22 protein-coding genes are annotated in these 21,618 nt (G+C 64.2%); 9 read left to right on the top strand and 13 right to left on the bottom strand.

Features of this window, described 5'->3' with window-relative positions:
• The first annotated feature begins 180 nt into the window (after positions 1-180).
• The 4 genes from JWV26_RS07420 to JWV26_RS07435 all read left to right on the top strand — a co-directional run bounded on the left by JWV26_RS07420 (position 181) and on the right by JWV26_RS07435 (position 3,204).
• Entirely contained in the window at positions 181-783 is a 603-nt protein-coding gene (locus JWV26_RS07420; protein WP_079782623.1) for a HutD/Ves family protein, read from the top strand.
• A 67-nt stretch (positions 784-850) separates the two neighbouring features.
• Positions 851-2,011 (top strand): Na/Pi symporter, encoded by a 1,161-nt coding sequence (locus tag JWV26_RS07425; RefSeq protein WP_196459341.1) that lies wholly within the window; start codon positions 851-853, stop codon positions 2,009-2,011.
• 19 nt (positions 2,012-2,030) lie between these two features.
• On the top strand, positions 2,031-2,258 hold the full coding sequence (locus JWV26_RS07430; RefSeq protein WP_072424977.1) for a hypothetical protein: 228 nt from the start codon (positions 2,031-2,033) through the stop codon (positions 2,256-2,258).
• 4 nt (positions 2,259-2,262) lie between these two features.
• Positions 2,263-3,204: a PstS family phosphate ABC transporter substrate-binding protein gene (locus JWV26_RS07435; protein ID WP_206418734.1), complete on the top strand. Its 942-nt coding sequence runs from the start codon at positions 2,263-2,265 to the stop codon at positions 3,202-3,204.
• A 75-nt stretch (positions 3,205-3,279) separates the two neighbouring features.
• Here the strand turns inward: JWV26_RS07435 and ppk2 are convergent, their stop codons facing one another.
• The 11 genes from ppk2 to bioB form a co-directional block, all read right to left on the bottom strand.
• A complete protein-coding gene (ppk2, locus tag JWV26_RS07440; protein WP_083431627.1) occupies positions 3,280-4,212 on the bottom strand; it encodes a polyphosphate kinase 2 in 933 nt (310 codons plus the stop codon).
• A 293-nt stretch (positions 4,213-4,505) separates the two neighbouring features.
• Complete coding sequence (locus JWV26_RS07445; RefSeq protein WP_206418735.1) at positions 4,506-6,284, bottom strand: acyl-CoA dehydrogenase C-terminal domain-containing protein; 1,779 nt, start codon at positions 6,282-6,284, stop codon at positions 4,506-4,508.
• Positions 6,285-6,450: 166 nt separating this feature from the next.
• Positions 6,451-7,770, bottom strand: a complete 1,320-nt coding sequence (locus tag JWV26_RS07450; RefSeq protein WP_230875377.1) for a GGDEF domain-containing protein — start codon at positions 7,768-7,770, stop codon at positions 6,451-6,453.
• 115 nt (positions 7,771-7,885) lie between these two features.
• Entirely contained in the window at positions 7,886-9,691 is a 1,806-nt protein-coding gene (locus JWV26_RS07455) for a phenylacyl-CoA dehydrogenase (RefSeq protein ID WP_072424973.1), read from the bottom strand.
• Between the two features lie 170 nt (positions 9,692-9,861).
• A complete protein-coding gene (locus tag JWV26_RS07460) occupies positions 9,862-10,599 on the bottom strand; it encodes a putative metalloprotease CJM1_0395 family protein (protein WP_206418736.1) in 738 nt (245 codons plus the stop codon).
• Positions 10,600-10,653: 54 nt separating this feature from the next.
• Positions 10,654-10,953, bottom strand: a complete 300-nt coding sequence (locus tag JWV26_RS07465; RefSeq protein WP_079782617.1) for a hypothetical protein — start codon at positions 10,951-10,953, stop codon at positions 10,654-10,656.
• A gap of 99 nt (positions 10,954-11,052) precedes the next feature.
• A complete protein-coding gene (gene bioD, locus JWV26_RS07470; RefSeq protein ID WP_072424970.1) occupies positions 11,053-11,739 on the bottom strand; it encodes a dethiobiotin synthase in 687 nt (228 codons plus the stop codon).
• Positions 11,740-11,798: 59 nt separating this feature from the next.
• Positions 11,799-12,632 (bottom strand): malonyl-ACP O-methyltransferase BioC, encoded by an 834-nt coding sequence (gene bioC / locus JWV26_RS07475; RefSeq protein WP_206419186.1) that lies wholly within the window; start codon positions 12,630-12,632, stop codon positions 11,799-11,801.
• 19 nt (positions 12,633-12,651) lie between these two features.
• A complete protein-coding gene (locus tag JWV26_RS07480) occupies positions 12,652-13,374 on the bottom strand; it encodes an alpha/beta fold hydrolase (RefSeq protein WP_072424968.1) in 723 nt (240 codons plus the stop codon).
• A complete protein-coding gene (gene bioF, locus JWV26_RS07485) occupies positions 13,367-14,536 on the bottom strand; it encodes an 8-amino-7-oxononanoate synthase (protein WP_093051764.1) in 1,170 nt (389 codons plus the stop codon). The genes JWV26_RS07480 and bioF overlap by 8 nt, the downstream gene beginning before the upstream one ends.
• Positions 14,537-14,624: 88 nt before the next feature.
• On the bottom strand, positions 14,625-15,683 hold the full coding sequence (gene bioB, locus JWV26_RS07490; RefSeq protein WP_074917335.1) for a biotin synthase BioB: 1,059 nt from the start codon (positions 15,681-15,683) through the stop codon (positions 14,625-14,627).
• A 196-nt stretch (positions 15,684-15,879) separates the two neighbouring features.
• Between bioB and JWV26_RS07495 the strand changes: the two genes are divergently transcribed.
• From JWV26_RS07495 to rarD, 5 genes are all read left to right on the top strand, one after another.
• Positions 15,880-16,173, top strand: coding sequence for a hypothetical protein (locus JWV26_RS07495; RefSeq protein ID WP_072424965.1), 294 nt, complete (start codon positions 15,880-15,882; stop codon positions 16,171-16,173).
• A 43-nt stretch (positions 16,174-16,216) separates the two neighbouring features.
• Entirely contained in the window at positions 16,217-16,957 is a 741-nt protein-coding gene (locus JWV26_RS07500) for a ComF family protein (RefSeq protein WP_206418737.1), read from the top strand.
• 61 nt (positions 16,958-17,018) lie between these two features.
• Positions 17,019-17,783 carry a TOBE domain-containing protein gene (locus JWV26_RS07505; protein WP_206418738.1) on the top strand — a complete coding sequence of 255 codons (765 nt, stop codon included), beginning with the start codon at positions 17,019-17,021 and terminating at the stop codon, positions 17,781-17,783.
• A gap of 98 nt (positions 17,784-17,881) precedes the next feature.
• Positions 17,882-18,856, top strand: coding sequence for a serine/threonine protein kinase (locus JWV26_RS07510; protein ID WP_079782610.1), 975 nt, complete (start codon positions 17,882-17,884; stop codon positions 18,854-18,856).
• 218 nt (positions 18,857-19,074) lie between these two features.
• A complete protein-coding gene (gene rarD, locus JWV26_RS07515) occupies positions 19,075-19,968 on the top strand; it encodes an EamA family transporter RarD (protein ID WP_017675778.1) in 894 nt (297 codons plus the stop codon).
• A 295-nt stretch (positions 19,969-20,263) separates the two neighbouring features.
• On the opposite strand, the gene JWV26_RS07520 is transcribed toward rarD, so the two are convergent.
• Together JWV26_RS07520 and JWV26_RS07525 are read right to left on the bottom strand one after the other, a co-directional pair.
• Positions 20,264-20,782 (bottom strand): glycine cleavage system transcriptional repressor, encoded by a 519-nt coding sequence (locus tag JWV26_RS07520; protein ID WP_074917350.1) that lies wholly within the window; start codon positions 20,780-20,782, stop codon positions 20,264-20,266.
• Between the two features lie 34 nt (positions 20,783-20,816).
• A complete protein-coding gene (locus JWV26_RS07525; RefSeq protein ID WP_206418739.1) occupies positions 20,817-21,266 on the bottom strand; it encodes a GNAT family N-acetyltransferase in 450 nt (149 codons plus the stop codon).
• Between the last annotated feature and the right edge of the window lie 352 nt (positions 21,267-21,618).

Genomic DNA, 21,618 nt, shown 5'->3' on the forward strand with positions numbered 1-21,618 from the left:
GGCCGTCAAGCCATGCCGGCTCGTTTGACCAGATGGTCATCCGACGGCGAGCGCTGTCCATTCAACGAGCGAAGCCCCTGACACAGAGCCGCTACGACTGTCAGATAGAGACTGCGCGCCGGCGCAATCAATAGCTGCCATTCGTCGCCTCATGATCATGTATATACATTTGGAGAAAGCATGCCCTGCACCCTGCTCGACCTCGCCACCGCCCGCGTCATGCCCTGGAAGAACGGCGGCGGCGAAACCCTGGAACTGGCCATCGCTCCGGCAGGCGCCGGGCTGGAGGATTTCGCCTGGCGCATCAGCAGCGCGCGGGTCGGCGCGGCGGGCCCCTTCTCGACCTTCGCCGGCGTCGACCGCAGCCTGGCGCTGCTGAGTGGCGCGGGGCTGCGCCTGCAGCGGGGCGACGGCGGCGTCGAGGAGCTGCATGCCGGCGGCGCGGTGGCGGCGTTTGCTGGCGAGGAGGCGATCACCGCGGAGCTGGTAGACGGCCCGGTCGGCGACCTCAATCTGATGACTCGCCGTGGCGCCTGGCGCCATCGCCTCGCCCCGCTGCGGCTGCATGGGCGGCAGGACGTGGAGAACGATGCCGAGGTGATGCTGCTCTGGTGTCAGGCTGGCGCGAGCATCGAATGCCGGCTGGCGAATGGCGAAAAGCGGCTATTGGAAATCGGCCAGGGGTTGCTGCTGGAAAGCCTGCCCGGCCCGCTTGCGCTGCATGCCCAGCAACCCGCCCTGCTCTATCTGGCCTGGCTGTGGCGCGAGACCAACGGTAGCTGAGCGGTCATCAAACCTTAACCCCGCGCCGCCAGCATCGAGCCATTGCTGCCACTAGGGAGAATGGCCGATGACCGCCAATGCCGATGCCTTGACCGTCGAACCCTCGCTGCCGGCCACGCGCCAGTGGCTGTCCTGGTTGCTGGTGGTGGCGCTGATCTACCTGCTGCTGGCCGGCGTTGGCGCCATCGGCGACGGCTTCAAGGCCGCCACCGGCAACAACGCCCGCGAACTGTTCGCCTTCGCCACCAACCCGCTGGTCGGCCTGATGATCGGCCTGGTGGCCACGGCACTGATCCAGAGTTCCAGCACCGTGACCTCGATCATCGTCGGCATGGTCGCCGGCGGCCTGCCGATTCCCATCGCCATTCCGCTGATCATGGGCGCCAATATCGGCACCTCGCTGACCAGCACCATCGTCAGCCTCGGCCATATTCGCAGCGGCGAGGAGTTCCGCCGCGCCTTCTCGGCAGCCACGGTGCACGACGCCTTCAACATCACCGCGGTGACCATCCTGCTGCCGCTGGAGCTGCTGTTCCAGCCACTGCAACGCCTGTCGGAATCGCTCGCCGGCCTGCTGGTCAGCGATGCCAGCGTCGACATGAAGAGCGTCAACTTCATGAAGACCCTGCTGTCGCCAGCCTCCGACCTGCTTGCAGGTAGCGTCAGTTGGCTGCCCGGCGCCGTGTGGAGCGGCGTCGCGCTGATCCTGATTGGCGTGGCGATGATCCTGTTCGTGGTCACGGCCATCGGCAAGGTCCTGCGCAAGGTGATGGTCGGCCGCGCCAAGGACATCATGCATGCCAGCGTCGGCCGCGGCCCGCTGTCCGGCATTGCCTCGGGCAGCGTGATCACCGTGCTGGTGCAGTCGTCCTCGACCACCACGGCGCTGATCGTGCCGCTGGCCGGCAGCGGCGTGTTCAGCCTCAAGCAGGTCTACCCCTTCACCCTCGGCACCAATATCGGCACCTGCGTCACCGCGCTGCTGGCGGCCACCGCGATCACCGGGCCGACCGCGGAGGTGGCCATGCAGATCGCCCTGGTACACCTGCTGTTCAACCTGCTGGGCATCCTCATCATCTATGCCCTGCCCTTCCTGCGTGGTGTACCGCCGATGATCGCCGAGGGCCTGGCCACGCTGGCACAGCGCAGCAAGCTCTACGTGGCCGCCTATATCGCCGGCGTGTTCTTTGCCCTGCCCCTGCTGCTGATCGGCGCCAGCCAGATCTGAGCCCTGCCAAGGAGTTGCCATGAGACGCGAACAGAGTCGCCACGAAACTCAGCAGCGCATCCACGAGCTGCGCGAAACCCTCAACGAGCTGGAGACGCAACTGGCCGGGATGGAGGCGCAGGAGCAGGCCCAGCACCAGCAGATCGATCACCTCGACGACTATATCGACGCCGTCGACACCAAGCTCAGCAGCCTGCAGCTGTTCTGGAACTCGCTCAAACAGGAATGGCGCAAGCCCAAGGCGTGATCCCATGACGACCCGACTCTCTCTCGCCAAGACCCTGCTCGGCGGCCTCGCCGTCAGCCTGCTCAGCGCCTGCGACGAGGCGCCACCGGTAACTTCGGCCGCGGCCGATCTGCACATCGACGGCTCCAGCACGGTGTTTCCGCTGAGCCGCGAGGCGGCGCGACGTTTTGAGCGCACGGTCGGGGGCAGCCGTATCGCAGTGGACTTCTCCGGCACGGCAGCCGGCTTTCGCCGCTTCTGCGCCGGCGAGACCGACATCAGCAACGCCTCGCGGGAAATCAATGCCGAGGAACTGGCCCAGTGTCAGGCCAACGGCATCGACTTTCGCGTCGTGCCGCTGGCCATGGACGCCATCGCCGTGGTGGTCAATCCGGCCAATACCTGGGTCGATGCCATCAGCGTCGAGGAGCTGAAGAAACTCTGGTCGCCGGCCGCCGAGAAGAAGCTCAACAGCTGGCGCGACCTGCGTCCGGACTGGCCGGATGAGCCCATCGTGCTGTTCGGCCGCGGCCAGGACTCCGGCACCTACGACGTGTTCACCCAGGCCATAGTCGGCACCACGCACAGCAGCCGGCAGGATTACCAAGCCAGCGAGGACGAGGAGTTTCTCGCCAAGGCCATCGCCGCGGAGCCCAATGCCCTGGGCTTCTTCGGCATCGGCGCCTACCACCGACACTGGGACGAACTCAAGCTGGTCGCCGTCGACGCCGGCCAAGGCGCGGTCTTCCCCACCCTGGAGACGGTCGCGCAGAACCGCTACCAGCCGCTGACCCGGCCGCTGTTTCTCTACGTCAGCCAGCGCAGCCTGGCGGACAAGCCGTTGCTGGACAGCTTCCTGCGCCACTACCTGGACGGTCTGCCCGGCTGGATTCACTTCACCGGCTATATGCCGCTGGCCCGCGACAGCTACCGCAGCAGTTTGGAAGCCCTGAGCAAGGCGCCCTGAGGCGTCCCGCAGGGCGCCGCGAGGCTGCCTGGACAGCAGCACGCGCGGTGCGACCATCACCCATGGTCGCGGAGGCTAGTAGCGCGACGGCACCAGCATGCTGTCCGGCACCGGCATGCGCAGATAGTCAGGGTTGTAGACCCGCGCCGGCAATTGCACCTGTGCCCGCGGCACCGTCTGGTAGGGAATCTGGCTGAGCAGGTGGGCGATGCAGTTGAGCCGTGCGCGCTTCTTGTCGTCGGCCTCCACCACCCACCAGGGCGCCTCGGGGATATGCGTGCGCTCGAGCATCACTTCCTTGGCCTGGGTGTAGGCCTCCCAGCGTCGCCGCGACTCCAGGTCCATCGGGCTCAGTTTCCACTGCTTGAGCGGATCGTGAATGCGCGCGAGGAAGCGGCGGTTCTGCTCGTTGTCGGTGATGGAGAACCAGTACTTGATCAACAGGATGCCGGAACGCACCAGCATGCGTTCAAACTCCGGCACCGAGCGGAAGAACTCCTCGTACTCGGCATCGCTGCAAAAGCCCATGACCTTCTCGACGCCCGCGCGGTTGTACCAGCTGCGGTCGAACAGGACCATTTCCCCGGCGGCCGGTAGGTGCGGCACGTAGCGCTGGAAGTACCACTGGGTGCGTTCGCGGTCGTTGGGCGCGGGCAACGCTGCGACCCGGCAGATACGCGGGTTGAGGCGCTGGGTGACGCGCTTGATCACCCCGCCCTTGCCCGCGGCGTCGCGCCCCTCGAACAGCACCACCACCTTGAGCTGGTTGTGCACCACCCAGTCCTGCAGCTTGACCAGCTCGCCTTGCAGGCGCAGCAGCTCGGAGAAGTAGGTGCGCCGCGACAGATCACCCGGTTGTAGCGGTACGCCGCCCTCGGCGCGGGCGATCAGGCCATCCATGCGCGCATCGTCCAGCTCCATTTCCAGTTCCTCGTCGAGGCTGTCCTGGAATTCGGCCTGCAGCAGTTGCTCGTAGGCCTGTAACGAACTGTGCATCTGATCGGTCATGACCGCTCCTCGCTGACTGGATTGCCCGGCTGGGTCACCCCAGGCTAGCGAGCAGCAATGACAGGGGCGTGAACGGCAAAACCCACCACGTAGGGTGCGCCGCGCGCACGGGAGCTCACGGCGCGGCGCTTTACCGTAGCCCGGATGCAATCCAGGGAAGTGGACGATCTGCCCCGGATTGCATCCGGGCTACGAAGCGACGCGATATGGCATTGGTTGCACCTCGCACCAGAGGCCCGGAACGCAAAAGCCCCGGCACTGGGGCCGGGGCTTTCGGGTGGTACCGGAGGCGCTTAGAACTGCGCGGCGTCGAGCAGGTACAGCGACTCGCTACCGGCCTTGACCGACGCACTCAGCGAGTGAATGCGCGGCAGCAGGCGGGCGAAGTAGAAGCGTGCGGTGCCCAGCTTGCTGGCGTAGAACTCGTCCTGCCCTTCCTTGCCTAGAGCAGCCCTGGCCATCAGCGCCCACATATAGGCATAGGCGGTGTAGCCAAACACGTGCAGGTACTCCACCGACGCCGCACCGATCTCGTTGGGGTTGCTCTTGGCACGGTCCAGTACCCAGGCGGTCAGCTCATCCAGGTTCTGCACGGCAGCTGCCAGCGGCTTGGTGAACTCGTCGAGACTGGCATCGGCCGAGGCGACGAAGGCCTTGATCTCGTCGGCCAGGTGCTTGTAGTAGCTGCCACCGCTGCCGACGATCTTGCGCCCCATCAGGTCCAGCGACTGGATGCCGTTGGTGCCTTCGTAGATCTGGGTGATGCGGCAGTCGCGCACCAGCTGCTCCTGGCCCCATTCGCGGATGAAGCCGTGGCCGCCGAAGATCTGCTGGCCATGCACGGTGGTTTCCAGCGCCATGTCGGTGAGGAAGGCCTTGGCTACCGGGGTCAGCAGCGCCACCAGCTCGTCGGCGCGCTTGGCGGTGTCCTTGTCCTCGCTGTACTTGGCGGTATCGAGCTGCATGGCGACGTAGCTGGAGAAGGCACGACCGCCCTCGTTCAGCGCCTTCATGGTCAGCAGCATGCGGCGCACGTCCGGATGCACGATGATCGGGTCGGCGGCTTTGTCCTTGGCCACCGGACCGGTCGGTGCGCGGCTCTGGATGCGCTCGCGGGCGTATTCGATGGCGCTCTGGTAGCTGCGCTCGCCCAGGGCCAGGCCCTGGATGCCAACGCCCAGGCGCTCGTAGTTCATCATGGTGAACATGGCGTTGAGGCCCTTGTTCACCTCGCCGACCAGATAACCGGTGGCGCCGTCGAAGTTCATCACGCAGGTGGCCGAAGCCTTGATGCCCATCTTGTGCTCGATGGAGCCGCAGCCGAGCGCATTCTTATCACCGAGAGAGCCGTCGGCATTGACTATGACCTTGGGCACGATGAACAGCGAGATGCCTTTCGGGCCCGCCGGCGCGTCCGGCAGCTTGGCCAGCACCAGATGGATGATGTTTTCGGTCAGGTCGTGTTCGCCGCCGGTGATGAAAATCTTGGTGCCGCTGATCTTGTAGCTGCCATCTGCCTGAGGTTCGGCCTTGGTGCGGATGATGCCGAGGTCGGTGCCGGCGTGCGGCTCGGTCAGGCACATGGAGCCAGCCCAGACACCGGCATACATGTTCGGCAGGTACTGCGCCTTCAGCTCTTCGCTGGCGTGGTTGAGGATCGACAGGCAGGCGCCGGCAGTCAGCATCGGGTACAGGCCGAAGGACAGGTTGGCCGAGTTGACCATCTCCTCGACCTGGGCGCCGATCACCTTGGGCATGCCCATGCCGCCGAACTCCGGCGAACCGCCAACACCGACCCAGCCACCCTCGGCGTAGGTCTGGTAGGCCTCGGGGAAGCCGGCCGGGGTCTTCACCGCGCCGTTATCCCAGGAGCAGCCCTCTTCGTCACCGCTACGGTTCAGCGGCGCGATGCTGCCGGCAGTGACTTTGCCAGCTTCTTCCAAGATGGCACTGGCGGTATCGGCATCGACCACCTCGGCCAGGGCCGGCAGCTCGGCCCAGAGCTTGGAGACTTCGAAGACTTCATTGAGCACGAAGCGCATGTCGCGCAGGGGGGCTTGGTAATCGGCCATGACACATCCTCGGAAAAACGGACTTACGTGAGAGGACCGAGTTTACTTGAACAACTTTACAGACACATAGGGTCGTGTTGTGACCATTAATCCACTGCAGGTCACTAACTATCTGATTGACTGAGGGCAAGGAAAACCCCTGCTGACCGCTCGTCTGCCAGTGCAGCTATTCGCGCCCGGAGGCCAGCTTCACAGCCCCGCGACGCTGGCCAGCGCTACGGATGCAATTGCGCCCGGCCGCCTTGGCGCTATACAGCGCCTTGTCCGCCTCCTTGATGACTTCCTGCGGGCTGCGCTGCTCGGCCTGACGCTCGGCAACGCCCATGCTCACGGTCACCGACACCTCGCTGGCGGCCTTGCCGGCCCGGCGCTGCTTGCCTTCACGGTCATCACGCGGGCGGCTTTGCGGATCACGCAGTTGCATGCGGTACTGCTCGATGGCCAGACGCACTGCCTCGATGTGCGGCAGGGATTGCTCCACGCTCTTGCCGGGAAACAGCAAGGTGAACTCCTCACCGCCATAGCGGTAGGCCTTGCCGCCACCGCCAACCTTGCGCAGCTGACCGGCGACCAGGCGCAGCACCTGGTCGCCGACATCATGGCCGTGGGTATCGTTGAATTTCTTGAAATGATCGACGTCGACCATGGCGATCACATAATCGCGCCCCAACCGCTGCAGGCGCTCGTTGAGCGCCCGCCGCCCAGGCAACCCTGTGAGCTCGTCACGGAAGGCCATCTGGTAGGCCTCGTGCGCCACGGCAGCCACCAGCATGAGCATCACCATGCTGATCATCACCTGCAACGCGTTGGCCAGGATGAACACCTGCGGCAACATCCACAGCAGACCGCACAGCCCCACCAATTGCGCCGCATGCAGCGGCCTGGGCTTGCGCAGGTACTGCACTGACAGAGCGATGAAAGCGAGCAGGAACGCCAGATAGACCAGTTGTGCCAGGTTCATCCAGGCGCCGTGCAGCGACGGCCAGTGAATCTGTGCCAGCCAGTCGGCGATACCCTGCGGGTAACGGCGCGCCAAGCCGAAAGCCACTGCGCTGACTGCCAGTAGCACCAAGGCGCGGGCGAGCATGTCCTGCGCCAGGTGCGAGCGCTCCTCCCAGCAACCGTAGAGGGCGTAGAGCAGCGGCAGCAACAGGCAGATCAGGTGAAAGACCAGAGCCGCATCGTCGCGTATCTGGCCATTGTCACGGAAGTGATCGACCTGGATATCCAGCAGGAAGTAGCCGACATACAGCGCCAGCAGCAGAAACACCTCGCGCTGACGGCCATAGACCAGACAGAACGCACCGCCGAGCAACAACAGCAGCGTCGGCAATACATTGAACAGGGAGATGAAGAACTCGCTCAGCACTGGCAGCAGAGCAGCCACGATCCCACCGGCCAGCAAAGGCAGCGACGAGAAGAAGTGACTGAGGCGCAAATTGGCCGGACGGATCACGCTGACATCCTGGGCGAGAGATGAAGGCATTCTGCCTGCTTCGCCTGTTGAAAACAGCGACAGGATGCGACATTCCCTTCAGTACCCGGCGCAAAAACGACAACGCCGCCCCGAGGGGCGGCGTTGCGGTTCAACCGATCAGGACTTAGAAGCCGAGCGCGAAATGCTCTTCATCCATCTCCATCAGGTTGTTGGCGCCGGACAACATGGCTTCGACGTGCGCGCGGGTGCGCGGCAAGATACGTGCGAAGTAGAAGCGCGCGGTCTGCAGCTTGGCCTTGTAGAAGGCCTCGTCGTCAGTACCGGCAGCCAGCTTCTCGGCAGCCAGACGCGCCATGTCGGCCCAGAAGTAGGCCAGGCAGGCGTAGCCGGAGTACATCAGGTAGTCCACGGAGGCGGCACCGACTTCCTCGCGATCTTTCATCGCGGCCATGCCGATCTTCATGGTGATGTCGCCCCACTCCTTGTTCAGCTTGGCCAGAGGCTCGACGAATTCCTTGACGGAGTCGTTGCCTTCGTTGGCCTGGCAGAACTTGTGCACGATCTTGGTGAAGTTCTTCAGGGCGCCGCCCTGAGTCATCAGCACCTTGCGGCCCAGCAGGTCGAGCGCCTGAACGCCGGTAGTGCCTTCGTACATCATGGAGATGCGGCAGTCGCGCAGGTTCTGCTCCATGCCCCACTCGCTGATGAAGCCGTGGCCACCGTAGATCTGCATGCCGTGGGAAGCGGCTTCGAAGCCCACTTCGGTCATGAAGGCCTTGGCGATCGGAGTCAGGAAGGCCAGCAGTTCGTCGGCTGCTTTCTTCTCTTCTTCGTTCTGGCTGTGCTGAACGATGTCCACCTGCTTGGCGGTGAAGTAGACCATGGCACGGTTGCCTTCGGCGAACGCCTTCATGGTCAGCAGCATGCGGCGTACGTCCGGATGCACGATGATCGGGTCAGCGGCTTTTTCCGGTGCTTTCGGGCCGGTCAGCGAACGCATCTGCAGACGCTCGCGAGCGTACTTGATGCCACCCTGGAAACCGACTTCGGCATGGGCCAGGCCTTGCAGCGCGGTACCCAGACGAGCGGTGTTCATGAAGGTGAACATGCAGTTCAGGCCCTTGTTGGCCGGGCCGATCAGGTAGCCGGTGGCGCCGTCGAAGTTCATCACGCAGGTGGCGTTGCCGTGGATGCCCATCTTGTGCTCGATGGAGCCACAGGAAACGGCGTTGCGCTCGCCTACGCCGCCTTCGGCGTTGGGCAGGAACTTCGGCACGATGAACAGCGAGATACCTTTGGTACCAGCCGGTGCATCGGGCAGGCGGGCCAGAACGATATGGACGATGTTGTCGGCCATGTCGTGCTCACCAGCGGAAATGAAGATCTTGGTGCCGGAAACCTTGTAGCTGCCGTCGGCCTGCGGTTCGGCCTTGGTACGCAGCATGCCCAGGTCGGTGCCGCAATGCGGCTCGGTCAGGCACATGGTGCCGGTCCATTCGCCGGAAACCAGTTTGGTCAGGTAGGTGTGCTTCTGCTCGTCGGTACCGTGAGCACCAATGGTGTTCATCGCGCCATGGCTCAAGCCCGGGTACATGCCCCAGGACCAGTTGGCCGAACCGACCATCTCGCTGATGGCCAGGCCGAGGGATTCCGGCAGCCCCTGGCCGCCGTGCTCGACGTCATGGGCCAGGCTCGGCCAACCGCCTTCGACGAACTGCTGATAAGCCTCTTTGAAGCCGGTCGGGGTCTTCACGCCGGATTCGCTCCAGGTGCAGCCCTCGGTGTCACCCACACGGTTCAGCGGCGACAGCACCTGCTCGCAGAACTTGGCGCCTTCTTCGAGGATGGCGTCGACCATGTCCGGAGTGGCGTCCTGGCAGCCAGGCAGGCTCTGGTAGTGCGCTTCATAACCCAGCAGTTCGTCACGAACGAAACGAATGTCACGCAAGGGGGCCTTGTAGTCAGGCATAACGGTAAACCTCTGCGGTGGATTCCTAGTAGTTGGGGGTGACCGTCTTGGCGGTCGCTCTCGGGATCACTCCCGGCTGCCTGGCCACGAGGCTGCGGCCGAAGCAATCAAACAGGCGTTTGAAACATACGTTTACGCCACCCCCTTGTCAAGCGCTGCCAATCGGCCGGCTACGCGACCAGATCGATGCGAGGCTCCGGCGCTGGCAACTCACCCAGACGCCGATACAGATCAAGATTAGGCGCTGGCGGTAAAGCCTGCTGCGACTGCTCGGCGGGCTGCTCATCCGCTTGTCTTGCTTCTTCACGAGCCTTGCGCTGCTCGACGGCGTTGGTGGCGTCCTCTCGCCGCTGCTCGGCCAGTTCAACGCGCGCCTGCGCCGCCTGCGCCTGAGCCAGAGCAGCTACACGCAGGTCCTGCGGGGAAGGTTCGATGGGTGCGAGTGCTGCGCGCAGGACGATTTCCATCTTGCGCAACGTCGCTTCGGGATCATTGGGGATGGGAGCGGTATCGATGCTGACTTCGCCGGAAACGGCGTAACGCTGCCCATCAGGACCGCGCTTGAAACTGTAGGTGGGCGCACCGGCGTATTGCCCACCAACGGCCGCGTGCGCCTGCTCGTGGGTGCGCACCTCGCGGTCACGTTGCACGAGATCGGCGATTTCCAGCTGCTGCTGGCGCTGCTCCTGGGGGCTTGGCTTGGCCTCGCCTGCAAGTGTCGATGAGTTGGTATCGCGATCCGCCTCCTCTCGGCCGGAAGCAGCGGAGTCGGCCTGTTGCTCCTGTGGCGCGGCGACAGGCGCCTGGTCGGCACGGGCAATATCAGGGGAAACATCGGACGACAGCGGTCTCGCCGCACTGGCGGACGGCGCGGGAGTGAATGGTGGCAGGCTACTGCCGATCTGCATGAGCGCCCTCCTGCCCCGCCGCTGGCCGCATCCGCGCGGCCGGGGTGAGACGACTTAAGCGCGGGTATCGATCAGGGTGCCTAGCACCTCGTCAGCCGTGTCGACGACGCGCGCATTGGCGCGCACTTCGTTTTCACCGACACGCAGTGCAACGAGGCTTTCGGTCAGGTCGGGACGGCTACGCTCGGAAACCTGCGAGCTCGGGTTGACCTGATTCTGCGGCGGAGTCTGCGTGGTCTGCTGAGAAGGGTTGATGGTGTTGCTGGCGATATCAGCGGCTGCCTGCTCGACACGGCGTTGCCCGGCCTGAATACCGTTCAAACCCGAATTGAATGCGTTGGCGGAGATTTCCATCGGCAGCCACCTGAGGGATATAGAACCTAATGGCGTGTATTGAAGCAGAAAACGGCTAAAAAACGTACAGGCAAAAGGCTATGGTCACTTTACTGTTTATTACCAGTCTGCCAACAACTCGAGATTGAGGTGCTCCGCCACCGCCGCAGCCGTCGCTTTGCCCAGGTGCGGCACACGCCCCAGGCAAGGCGCTGGCAGCCGCTCGCTGAGGGTGGCGAGATTGTCTTCCAGGCGTGAGGTCTTAGGCTCGACGATATTGGCCACCCAGCCGGCCAGCCTGAGTCCGTCGCGCTCGATGGCTTCGGCACTGAGCAATGCATGGTTGATGCAACCCAGGCGCACACCCACCACCAGAATCACCGGAATGCCCAGCGCCATCGCCAGGTCTGACAGGTTTTCCTCGCCGGCCAGCGGTACACGCCAGCCGCCTGCGCCCTCCACCAGAGAGAAGTCCGCGCCCTTGGCCAGGATCGCCCGTACCGGCGGCAGCAAGCTGGCAACATCCAGTTTGACGCCCACTTCGCGCGCCGCCAGGTGCGGGGCAATGGCCGGCTCGAAGGCCAGCGGGTTGACCTCGTCATAGCGCAGCGGCAACGAACACTGGGCGAGCAAGGCCAGCGCGTCGTCGTTGCGCAGCCCATCGGCGGTTCGCATGCAACCGGAAGCGACCGGTTTGGCCGCTGCGGTGCTCAAACCCTGCTGGCGAGCCGCATGGAGCAGACCAGCGGCAATAGTGGTCTTGCCGATTTCGGTATCCGTTCCGGTGACGAAGTAGGCTTGGGTCATCTGATCCACCGTGGCAGCGAGCTCTGCTCGCGAAGCTTGTTGGCGAGCGAGGCTCGTTCCTATGAAGGTTTCTGTAGCACGCCGTACACCACCTGGTAGGTTGCCGGCAGTCCTTGAGGCTGACGAAAACGCTCGTAGGCCTCGATCAGCGCACGAATGCGTGAGCGCCCGGTCAATCCGCCCGGTCGCCCCGGATTGAGGTTATGCGCGCCGAGCTCCTTGAGCGAGGTGGTCAGGCTGCGCAGATCCGGGAAATGCAGCACCTCGGCCTGACGCTGTAGCGTCAGCGGCTGCAAGTCACTGGCCGCGCACAGCTGCTGGTAATCCTCGAAGCGGCGAAAACGATTGACGTGGACGAAACCATCGACCGCCAGCCAACTGTCACGCAGCTCCTGCAGGGTACCGACGCACAGGCTGGAGAACGCCAGCACACCACCGGGGCGCAGCACCCGCTGCGCTTCGCTCAGCACACGCGGGAAGTCAGCACACCATTGCAGCGCCAGACTGGAGAACAACAGCTCGACGCTGTCGCTTTGCAGCGGCAGAGCCTCAGCATCGCCAGCGATGAAATGTGCAGCACCGCCCTGCGGGCGGGCGTGGCGCAACATGCCCTCGGCGATATCCACAGCCAGCCCTTCGCCTGGTGCATAACGCTCGGCCAGGGCGCGGGTGAAATAGCCCGTGCCGCAGCCCAGGTCCAGCCAACGACGTGGCTGCAGCGAGGCCGGCAAACGCGCCAACAGCTGCGTGCCGACGTTGCGCTGCAACTCGGCCACTGCATCGTAGCTTTCCGCCGCGCGGGAAAAGGACGCCGCGACCTGACGCTTGTCCGGCAACGCCGCATCACCCTGGGGTGCGCTGTGCGCACCAATGGATTGGTAAAGCGGGTCCATGCCATGTACCCCACGCAGCTCAGACATCCTTGGCCTCGCGGATGAAATCGAGCATCAAGGCCGCCAGAGCATCCGCCTGGTCAAGTACGAAGGCGTGACCACAATCTTCCAGCACGTCCACCTCACCCGTTGGCAACAGCGCCAGCAGCGCATCACCCGCCGCAGCCGGCACCAGCGCATCCTGCTCGGCCAGCAGGTGCAATTGCGGCCCGGTGAAAGCCGCCAGCGCCGCGCGATTATCCAGACTCGCCAGCAAGCGCAGCCCGGCCAACAAGGATGGCTCGTCGCTGGACGCCAGATGGTTCTGCAGCTGTCGTGACAGACCGCGCGTGTCGGCGCAGCCTTGGGCGCAGAGCATGGCGAAACGCTTGAGCGTAGCGCCGGCGTTCTCCTGGCAGCCCTCATAGAAGGCTGCGTAAGTCTGCGCCGGCATTGCCGTCGGCCAGGTAGCGCTGGCGACGAAACAGGCGTTACTGGCCAGGGTGATCAGGCCACGACAACGCTCGCCGCGACGTGTCGCCAGGGCAGCGGCCAACATGCCGCCGAGCGACCAACCGGCCAGCCAGCAATCATGTGGCAAACGCGTATCCAGCTCGTCGAGCCAATCGGCCGCTGCCGCACTGCTCAGGCGCGGCAAGGCCGACACCTGTACCTGCATATCGCCACCCAGCGATTGGGCCAGCGGTTGCAGCAAGGCGCCGTCCAGGCCCCAGCCCGGCAATAGAATCAGCGTCTCACGCATCGGTCTGCACCTGCGGCCAGCACTCGGCAAGCGCTTCGAGCAGCAGCTCGAGCTGCGCATCGCTGTGCGCCGCGGACAGCGTCACGCGCAAGCGGGCACTACCAGCAGGCACGGTCGGCGGGCGGATGGCGCCGACCAGCAGGCCGCGATCCTTGAGCAGCGACGAGAGTTTCAGCGCCCGCGCGCTGTCGCCCACCAGGATCGGCTGAATCGGCGTGGGGCTGTCCATCAGGCTCAGGCCGATTTCGGCGGCGCCCTGACGAAAGCGAGCGATCAACCGCTGCAAGTGTTCGCGACGCCAGCTTTCACTGCGCAGCAGTTCCAGGCTCTGCAGCGTGGCGCAGGCCACCGCTGGCGGCTGACTGGTGGTGTAGATGTAGGGGCGGGCGAACTGGATCAGCGTCTCGATCAGCTCCTCGCTGCCGGCGACGAAGGCGCCAGCGGTGCCAAAGGCCTTACCCAGGGTGCCGACCAGCACCTGCACGTCATCCTGGCCCAGACCGAAGTGCTCGACGATACCGCCGCCGGTGGCGCCCAGCGGGCCGAAGCCATGGGCGTCATCGACCATCACCCAGGCCTGCGTGGCGCGCGCCTCGGCGCACAAGGCCGGCAGATCGGCCAGATCGCCGTCCATGCTGAACACGCCATCGGTGACCACCAGACAGTTGCCCGTAGCCTTGCGCAGGCGGTTGGCCAGACTCACCGCATCGTTGTGCAGGTAGCGCGAGAACCGCGCGCCGCAGAGCAGGCCGGCATCGAGCAGCGAAGCGTGGTTGAGACGATCCTGAATTACGCTGTCGCCCTGGCCAAGCAGCGCGGTGACGACCGCCAGGTTGGCCATGTAACCGGTGGAGAACAGCAGAGCACGTGGCCTGCCGGTGAACTCGGCCAGTGCTTCTTCAAGTTCATGGTGCGGCGTGCTGTGGCCGATCACCAGATGCGAAGCACCGCCACCGACGCCCCATTTTTCCGCGCCCTGCTGCAGGGCGCGAATCACCTCGGGGTGGTTGGCCAGGCCGAGATAGTCGTTGGAACAGAAGGCCAGCAGTTCCTGATCGTCCGCGCGCACCTGCGGCCCCTGCGGGGTCTGCAGCAGCGGGCGTTGGCGGAACAGATCGGCGGCCTGACGCTCGGCCAGGCGGCTAGCGAGATCGAAACTCATGCACGTTTCCCGTAGGAGCGAGCGTCGCGAGCGAAAAACCAGGGCAGGAGGTCATTCGCGAGCAGAGCCCGTTCCTACATAAAAGGAATCAGGCCGAAGCGGCGTTGTAGAACAGCTTGGAATCGCGCTGCTCGACCAGCGCCTGCTCGATGGCCGCCTGGTGCACCTCATCGGCATGCTCTTCGCGCTCTTCGGGTTTGATGCCGAGGCGCTTGAACAGGGCCATGTCCTTGTCCGCCTGCGGGTTGGCGGTGGTCAGCAGCTTCTCGCCGTAGAAGATCGAGTTGGCGCCGGCCATGAAGGCCAGGGCCTGCATCTGCTCGTTCATCGCCTCGCGGCCGGCAGACAGGCGCACATGGGATTTCGGCATCATGATGCGCGCCACGGCCAGGGTGCGGATGAAGTCGAACGGGTCGACGTCCTTCTCCTCGGCCAGCGGCGTGCCCTTGACCTTGACCAGCATGTTGATCGGCACGCTTTCCGGGTGCTCCGGCAGATTGGCCAGCTGGATCAACAGCCCTGCACGGTCGTCCACCGACTCGCCCATGCCGAGGATGCCGCCGGAGCAGATCTTCATCCCCGCCTCGCGCACGTAGGCCAGGGTTTGCAGGCGTTCGCCGTAGGTGCGGGTGGTGATGATGTTGCCGTAGAACTCCGGCGAGGTATCGAGGTTGTGGTTGTAGTAGTCCAGCCCCGCTTCGGCCAGCGCCTGGGTCTGCTCCTGGTCGAGACGGCCGAGGGTCATGCAGGTTTCCAGGCCGAGCTTCTTCACGCCTTTGACCATTTCCAGCACGTAGGGCATGTCCTTGGCGGACGGGTGCTTCCACGCTGCGCCCATGCAGAAGCGCGTGGAGCCGATGGCCTTGGCCTCGGCGGCGGCCTCCAGCACCTTCTGTACCTCCATCAGTTTTTCCTTGTCCAGGCCGGTGTTGTAGTGGCCGGACTGCGGGCAGTACTTGCAGTCTTCGGGGCAGGCGCCGGTCTTGATCGACAGCAAGGTCGACACCTGTACGCGGTTTGCATCGAAGTGCTGGCGATGGACGGTCTGCGCCTGGAACAACAGATCATTGAACGGCTGCTCGAACAGCGCGCGAACCTCGGCGAGGCTCCAGTCGTGGCGGGTGGTGATTGCAGCGGTTGCGCTCATCTGAGAAGTCCTTCGACGCTTGGTGGCATCTGTTGTCAGGCCCACAGGGGGCATTCAGGCTTTGGTCATCATATGTGGCGATTGGATGCTGTCAACCATGATAAAGACACAGGTTTACATCTGATCAATTAACAATCAATAGAACTTATGTCATGGCACAAGGCCAAATGCTTACCCCTCTCACAGGATGTTCTGCATGCAGGTTGAAGGTTTCTTCGAAGGGCTCGGCGAAGCGCTGGGCCGTGCCATCCGTTTCATCGTCGACATGCTGTCCGGCGTGCTGGGCGCCATGGCCGATGCCATCGACGACTTTCTCCATGGCCTGGCCAGGGCCATTGGTATGGACGTGTCGATTTTCAGCATCATCCTGCTGATCATCGGCCTGCTGTTTCTGTTCAGCGGCGCTCGCTCACTGCTACGCGGCTCGATCATCGGCGGGGTGATCTGGCTGTTTCTCGGTCTGATCGTAATGGGCTGGCTCATCCGCTGACGCTGACTAAACTTCAGGCACCACCGCTCATGGACGAGCTGCCATGCCTCCGTTTGACCTCACCGTTCCGCAACGCCTTGCCTGGTTACGTCAAAGGCGCCATTGCCAGCTCTGCGACGAAGCCACCGATCACCCCACGCACAGCATCTGCACGGCTTGCGAATCCGAACTGCCCTGGCTCGGGGCTCACTGCCAGATCTGTGCGGTGCCATTGCCGGCACACGGCATGATCTGCGGCGCCTGCCAGAACAAGCCGCCGAGTTTCAGCCGTGTGGAAGCGCCCTGGCGCTATGCCTTTCCCGTCGACAACCTGATCACCCGCTTCAAGCATCAGGCGCAATGGCCGCACGGTCGTCTGCTCGCCGAGCTGCTGGCCGAACACCTGCGCCATGCCTTCGATGAGGGTCTGCCCCGCCCCCAGGCGCTGCTGCCGGTGCCGCTGGCCCGCAAGCGCCAGCGTCGACGCGGATTCAATCAGGCACAGATGCTCGCCGACTGGCTGGGCGCCAGCCTGAAGCTGCCGGTGCAACATGAATGGCTCCAGCGCCGCGTCGATACACCCGCACAGCAAGGGCTGGATGCCGTAACGCGCAAGCGCAATCTGCGTCAGGCCTTCAGCCTGGAACTGCAAGCCAAGGTCGCCGGCGCTCATCTGGCGCTGGTCGACGACGTGCTCACCACCGGCGCCACGGCGGGCGTGCTCGCCCACCTGCTGCGTCGCGCTGGCGCCCTGCGCGTCGATGTGTATTGCCTGGCACGCACGCCACGACCGGGCGATGGCTGACTTGACGCGCCAGGCACAGTCACGCAACGTGCCCAGCATTCTCCCTGGCCACGCCTGAACCATGTCGCAGCTCGATTCCATCGCCCAATTGCTCAGCCGCCGCCCGAAGCGCCTGGCCCTACTCGAGCAGATCGCCGAACAAGGCTCCATCACCCGCGCCGCCAAGGCCGCCGGGCTGAGCTACAAGGCCGCCTGGGACGCCATCGATGAGCTGAACAACCTGTCCGAGCAGCCCCTGGTCAGCCGCAATGTCGGCGGCAAAGGTGGCGGTGGCGCACGCCTGACCCCCGCTGGCGAGCGCCTGCTGGCACTGCAACAGCGCCTGCAGACGTTGCAGGTGCAACTGCTGCATGCCGCCGGTGACGACGCCGACCTGGAGCTCCTCGGCCGCCTGATGCTGCGCACCAGCGCGCGCAACCAACTGACCGGCCGTGTGCGCGCGATTCACGCCCACGGGCACAACGATCTGATCGACATAGAACTACCAGGCGGCGGCCACCTGCAGGCGCAGATCACCCATGACAGTACGGAAAACCTGCAGCTGAGCGAAGGCAGCAGCGTGGTCGCGCTGCTCAAGGCTGGCTGGCTGGAATTGCAGCCACTACAGACTCCCCGTGCAGAACAGCACAACGCACTCGAAGGCCGTATCGAACAGATTCTGCCGGCCAACGACGGCCCCAGCGATGTGCGCATCAGCCTACCTAACGGTCAGACCCTGTGCGCCCTGCTCGACTCCGCTCGCCTGGCCGAGCTGGGCCTGCGCGTCGGCGATCCGGTGCGCGCGCAGTTTGCCGCCAGTCAGGTGCTGCTCGGCACACAGCTATAGGGCGGGTACAACCCGCTAATAATGCTAACGGCGGGTTACACCCGCCCTAGGTTTAGCGCAAGCCGGTAGACTGGGCGCCCACTCACGCGGAGCCGCTCATGAGCCATCCTTTTTCCACCCTCACCCCGGATCTGGTGCTCGATGCCGTGGAGAGCCTTGGCTACCTCAGCGACGCCCGCGTATTGGCACTCAACAGCTACGAGAACCGCGTCTATCAAGTCGGTATCGAGGACGAAACGCCGCTGATCGCCAAGTTCTATCGCCCGGACCGCTGGAGCGATGCGGCGATCCGCGAGGAGCACAGTTTCAGCGCCGAGCTGGCCGAGCATGAGGTCCCGGTGGTAGCGCCGCTGGAGCGTGATGGCGAGACGCTGTTCGAGCACGGCGGCTTCCGTTTCGCCCTGTTCCCGCGCCGGGGCGGTCGCGCACCCGAGCCGGGCAACCTCGAGCAACTGTACCGCCTCGGCCAGTTGCTCGGACGCATGCACGCCATCGGTGCCAGCCGTCCTTTCGCTCATCGCGAAACCCTGGCGGTGGACAACTTCGGCCATGCGGCCCTGGCCTCCCTGCTCGACGGCGGCTTCGTGCCGCGCAGCCTGCTGCCCGCCTACGAGTCGGTAGCGCGCGATCTGCTTGCCCGCCTCGATGAACTGTTCGCCCGCGTGCGCTATACGCCGATTCGCCTGCACGGCGACTGCCACCCAGGCAACCTGTTGCACCGCGACGACGCCTTCCATGTCGTCGACCTCGACGACTGCCGGATGGGCCCTGCCGTGCAGGATCTGTGGATGATGCTGGCCGGCGAACGCCATGAACGCCTTGGCCAGTTGGCCGAACTGGTCGACGGCTATCAGGAGTTCCATGATTTTGCCGCCCGCGAGCTGCCGCTGATCGAAGGCCTGCGCGCCCTGCGTCTGATGCATCACAGCGCCTGGATCGCCCGCCGCTGGGACGACCCGGCCTTCCCCCTGGCCTTCCCCTGGTTTGCTGGCGAGCGCTACTGGGGCGATCAGATTCTGTCGCTGCGCGAACAGATGGCCGCACTGGATGAAGAGCCGCTGCGACTGTTCTGAGGCGATGACATCCGGGGCCGCAGTTCCCGGATTGCATCCGGGCAACGCACCGACCGCGCCAAGTCCGCGCACCAATACAGTTGCGCACGCCGCGTAAAGTTTGCCTTACGACTTTGCCGGCACTTCGGTATACGGAAAAAGCTGAACGAACAGACAAGGCGGCGGACAGAACGCTAGAATTTCGCGGCAACCGTTAGCTGCCTAACCAAGGATTCTCGATGGCTACCGCCAACCCGCAACGCGGGTACGTTCTGGGCCTTACCGCCTACATCATCTGGGGCCTGTTCCCGCTCTACTTCAAAGCCCTGCAAAGCGTCCCGGCGATGGAGATCATCGTGCACCGCGTGCTCTGGTCCGCGCTGTTCGGCGGCCTGCTGCTGCTCGTCTGGAAGCACCCTGGCTGGTGGCGCGAGCTGCGCGACAATCCCAAACGCCTGGCAGTGCTGGCCGGCTGCGGGCTGCTGATCGCGACCAACTGGCTGGTGTACGTGTGGGCGGTGAACAATGACCGCATGATCGAGGCCAGCCTGGGCTACTACATCAACCCGTTGATCAACGTACTGCTCGGTCTGCTGATTCTCGGCGAGCGCCTGCGCCGCCTGCAGTGGCTGGCGGTCGCCCTGGCCGCGCTGGGCGTGCTGCAGCAGCTATGGCAGGTGGGCAGCCTGCCCTGGGTGTCGCTGGTGCTGGCGCTGACCTTCGGCTTCTATGGATTGATCCGCAAACAGGCACCCGTGGCGGCACTGCCCGGGCTGGTGGTGGAAACCTGGCTGCTGGTGCCGGTAGCGCTGGCCTGGCTGGCTCTGCACCCTGCGGCGATGAGCAGCCAGGCAAGCTTCTGGACCAGTAGCGAAGCACTGTGGTTGGCCGCCGCCGGGCCGATCACCCTGGTGCCGCTGGTGTGCTTCAACGCCGCGGCGCGGCATCTGCCCTACACCACGCTGGGCTTCCTGCAATACCTGGCTCCGACCCTGGTACTGCTGCAAGCCATCTTGCTGTTCGATGAACACTTCTCGCCGAGCACCCTGCTCGCCTTCGCCTGCATCTGGGCCGGGCTGTTTGTATACAGCCTGGATATCTGGCTGAACCTGCGCAAGCGCTCGAACGGTTAACCCGGCGGTGCGCACGGCGCACCCTACGATTCCGCGCAGAGCATCCTTGTAGGGTGCACTGCGCGCACCGGCTTCACTTTCACTGAACAAAAAATATCCATCCACCGCCAGGCCGCGCCAGCCTTGGGGCGGCGCCTGTCACCCCCGGCTTATCCACAGATCCATCCCCGGCATTTGTGCACAAGACATTGATCCTGTTGAACTTTTAGCCAGCCAATGAAAACCCCCGGGGCACTATGTTGTGCGCCGGGGCTCCCCAGTTTATCCACAGGCTGATCCACTTATACCGGGGATATCAATCCTCGGCGCGCAGATTCAGCTCCACCATCAGATCGTCGGCCAGGGTCTCCAGACGCGCCTGCAACTGCTCCAGGGGCAGCGTCTCCGGCACGGCCAGCAGCGCTTCGGCGGTGAACAGCAGTTCGCCGCTCATCGGCGCCGGCGCCACTTCGGTCAGCAGGTTCTCCAGGTTGACGCCCTGCTCGGCCAGCACGCGGGTGATGTCGCGGACAATACCGGGACGGTCGTTGCCCACCAGCTCCAGACGAATCGAGGTGAAACGCCCACCCGGCTCGCTACCGCTGGCCGCCAGCTGCACGCGGATGCCCTGGGTGCTCAGCGCTTCCAGGTCCTTGATCAGACCGCCGTGCGCCTCGGCCGGCACGTCTACCCGCACGATCCCGGCGAACTGCCCGGCCATGCGCGCCATGCGGCTCTCCAGCCAGTTGCCGCCGTGCGCGGCGACACAGCCGGCCAGACGCTCTACCAGGCCGGGCTGATCCGCGGCAATCACTGTCAATACCAGATGATCCATATACGGCCTCTCTCATTCATGTAGTGCAAGGGTTTCAATCCTGTAGTGCCAGCCAGTAAGTCAGAAACTGCTCGTCGCGCACATAGCCCAGGCGTTCGTACAGACGCTGTCCGGCCAGGTTGGTCTTCGCTGTCTCCAGTTGCAGGCCACAGGCCCCGCTGGCTTCGGCATGAGCGCGCGCCGCATTCATCAATGCCTCACCGACGCCCATTCGACGGGCGGACTCGTGCACATACAGATCGCTGAGCAGCCAGGCCGGTTCAAGGGCCAGTGATGATTGGAAGGGGTAGAGCTGGACGAAGCCCAGGGCGAGGCCCTGCGCGTCACGCGCGATGAGCAGTTGCGAATCACCACGTTTCAGGCGCTCGCCGAGAAAGACGGCGATCTGCGCCTCGGCCTTCGGCACCTCGTAGAAACGCAGGTACCCGGCAAACAGACGGGTGAGGTCCTGAAGATCGGCAGTTACGGCGACAGATACCAACATGGCAGGCTCCAACGGCTTGGCCGCAGTATAGGTGAAGGTGGCGTAGGCTATATTCGGCCCGTTGTCAGTATTCCACGCAATTAATCGTGTACGTTTTTGCACTTTTTATGAAACAATAGCTAACTTTTTTGAACACAACGCGTACTGCTCGTGACCGTAACTAGTCTTTTGGTCGCGGTCTGACGCATACCCACTGCATTTCCCCGGAATCTTGATGTAGTATGCCGCGCCACGGACTACAAGACGGCCAGACCGTCTCCGACGAGCCTCTCTGAAAGCGCAGGCGTTGACCCGCAGGTCGTTTTCAGAGGTGCCCGAAGCGGCGATTGAGTAAAGCTCAGATAGTGAGGCA

This window comes from Ectopseudomonas toyotomiensis (assembly GCF_017167985.1).
GTDB lineage: Bacteria > Pseudomonadota > Gammaproteobacteria > Pseudomonadales > Pseudomonadaceae > Aquipseudomonas > Aquipseudomonas toyotomiensis.

Excerpts from the sequence above, each read along its gene's own strand:
- bioB (WP_074917335.1), bottom strand. The coding sequence starts at position 15,683 with ATGAGCGCAACCGCTGCAATCACCACCCGCCACGACTGGAGCCTCGCC.
- JWV26_RS07525 (WP_206418739.1), bottom strand. The coding sequence starts at position 21,266 with ATGTTGGTATCTGTCGCCGTAACTGCCGATCTTCAGGACCTCACCCGT.
- JWV26_RS07465 (WP_079782617.1), bottom strand. The coding sequence starts at position 10,953 with ATGGAAATCTCCGCCAACGCATTCAATTCGGGTTTGAACGGTATTCAG.
- JWV26_RS07500 (WP_206418737.1), top strand. The coding sequence starts at position 16,217 with ATGCCTCCGTTTGACCTCACCGTTCCGCAACGCCTTGCCTGGTTACGT.
- JWV26_RS07455 (WP_072424973.1), bottom strand. The coding sequence starts at position 9,691 with ATGCCTGACTACAAGGCCCCCTTGCGTGACATTCGTTTCGTTCGTGAC.
- JWV26_RS07505 (WP_206418738.1), top strand. The coding sequence starts at position 17,019 with ATGTCGCAGCTCGATTCCATCGCCCAATTGCTCAGCCGCCGCCCGAAG.
- JWV26_RS07460 (WP_206418736.1), bottom strand. The coding sequence starts at position 10,599 with ATGCAGATCGGCAGTAGCCTGCCACCATTCACTCCCGCGCCGTCCGCC.
- JWV26_RS07435 (WP_206418734.1), top strand. The coding sequence starts at position 2,263 with ATGACGACCCGACTCTCTCTCGCCAAGACCCTGCTCGGCGGCCTCGCC.
- JWV26_RS07520 (WP_074917350.1), bottom strand. The coding sequence starts at position 20,782 with ATGGATCATCTGGTATTGACAGTGATTGCCGCGGATCAGCCCGGCCTG.
- JWV26_RS07510 (WP_079782610.1), top strand. The coding sequence starts at position 17,882 with ATGAGCCATCCTTTTTCCACCCTCACCCCGGATCTGGTGCTCGATGCC.
- bioF (WP_093051764.1), bottom strand. The coding sequence starts at position 14,536 with ATGAGTTTCGATCTCGCTAGCCGCCTGGCCGAGCGTCAGGCCGCCGAT.
- JWV26_RS07430 (WP_072424977.1), top strand. The coding sequence starts at position 2,031 with ATGAGACGCGAACAGAGTCGCCACGAAACTCAGCAGCGCATCCACGAG.
- JWV26_RS07495 (WP_072424965.1), top strand. The coding sequence starts at position 15,880 with ATGCAGGTTGAAGGTTTCTTCGAAGGGCTCGGCGAAGCGCTGGGCCGT.
- bioC (WP_206419186.1), bottom strand. The coding sequence starts at position 12,632 with ATGGACCCGCTTTACCAATCCATTGGTGCGCACAGCGCACCCCAGGGT.
- JWV26_RS07445 (WP_206418735.1), bottom strand. The coding sequence starts at position 6,284 with ATGGCCGATTACCAAGCCCCCCTGCGCGACATGCGCTTCGTGCTCAAT.
- rarD (WP_017675778.1), top strand. The coding sequence starts at position 19,075 with ATGGCTACCGCCAACCCGCAACGCGGGTACGTTCTGGGCCTTACCGCC.
- JWV26_RS07480 (WP_072424968.1), bottom strand. The coding sequence starts at position 13,374 with ATGCGTGAGACGCTGATTCTATTGCCGGGCTGGGGCCTGGACGGCGCC.
- ppk2 (WP_083431627.1), bottom strand. The coding sequence starts at position 4,212 with ATGACCGATCAGATGCACAGTTCGTTACAGGCCTACGAGCAACTGCTG.
- bioD (WP_072424970.1), bottom strand. The coding sequence starts at position 11,739 with ATGACCCAAGCCTACTTCGTCACCGGAACGGATACCGAAATCGGCAAG.
- JWV26_RS07420 (WP_079782623.1), top strand. The coding sequence starts at position 181 with ATGCCCTGCACCCTGCTCGACCTCGCCACCGCCCGCGTCATGCCCTGG.
- JWV26_RS07425 (WP_196459341.1), top strand. The coding sequence starts at position 851 with ATGACCGCCAATGCCGATGCCTTGACCGTCGAACCCTCGCTGCCGGCC.
- JWV26_RS07450 (WP_230875377.1), bottom strand. The coding sequence starts at position 7,770 with ATGCCTTCATCTCTCGCCCAGGATGTCAGCGTGATCCGTCCGGCCAAT.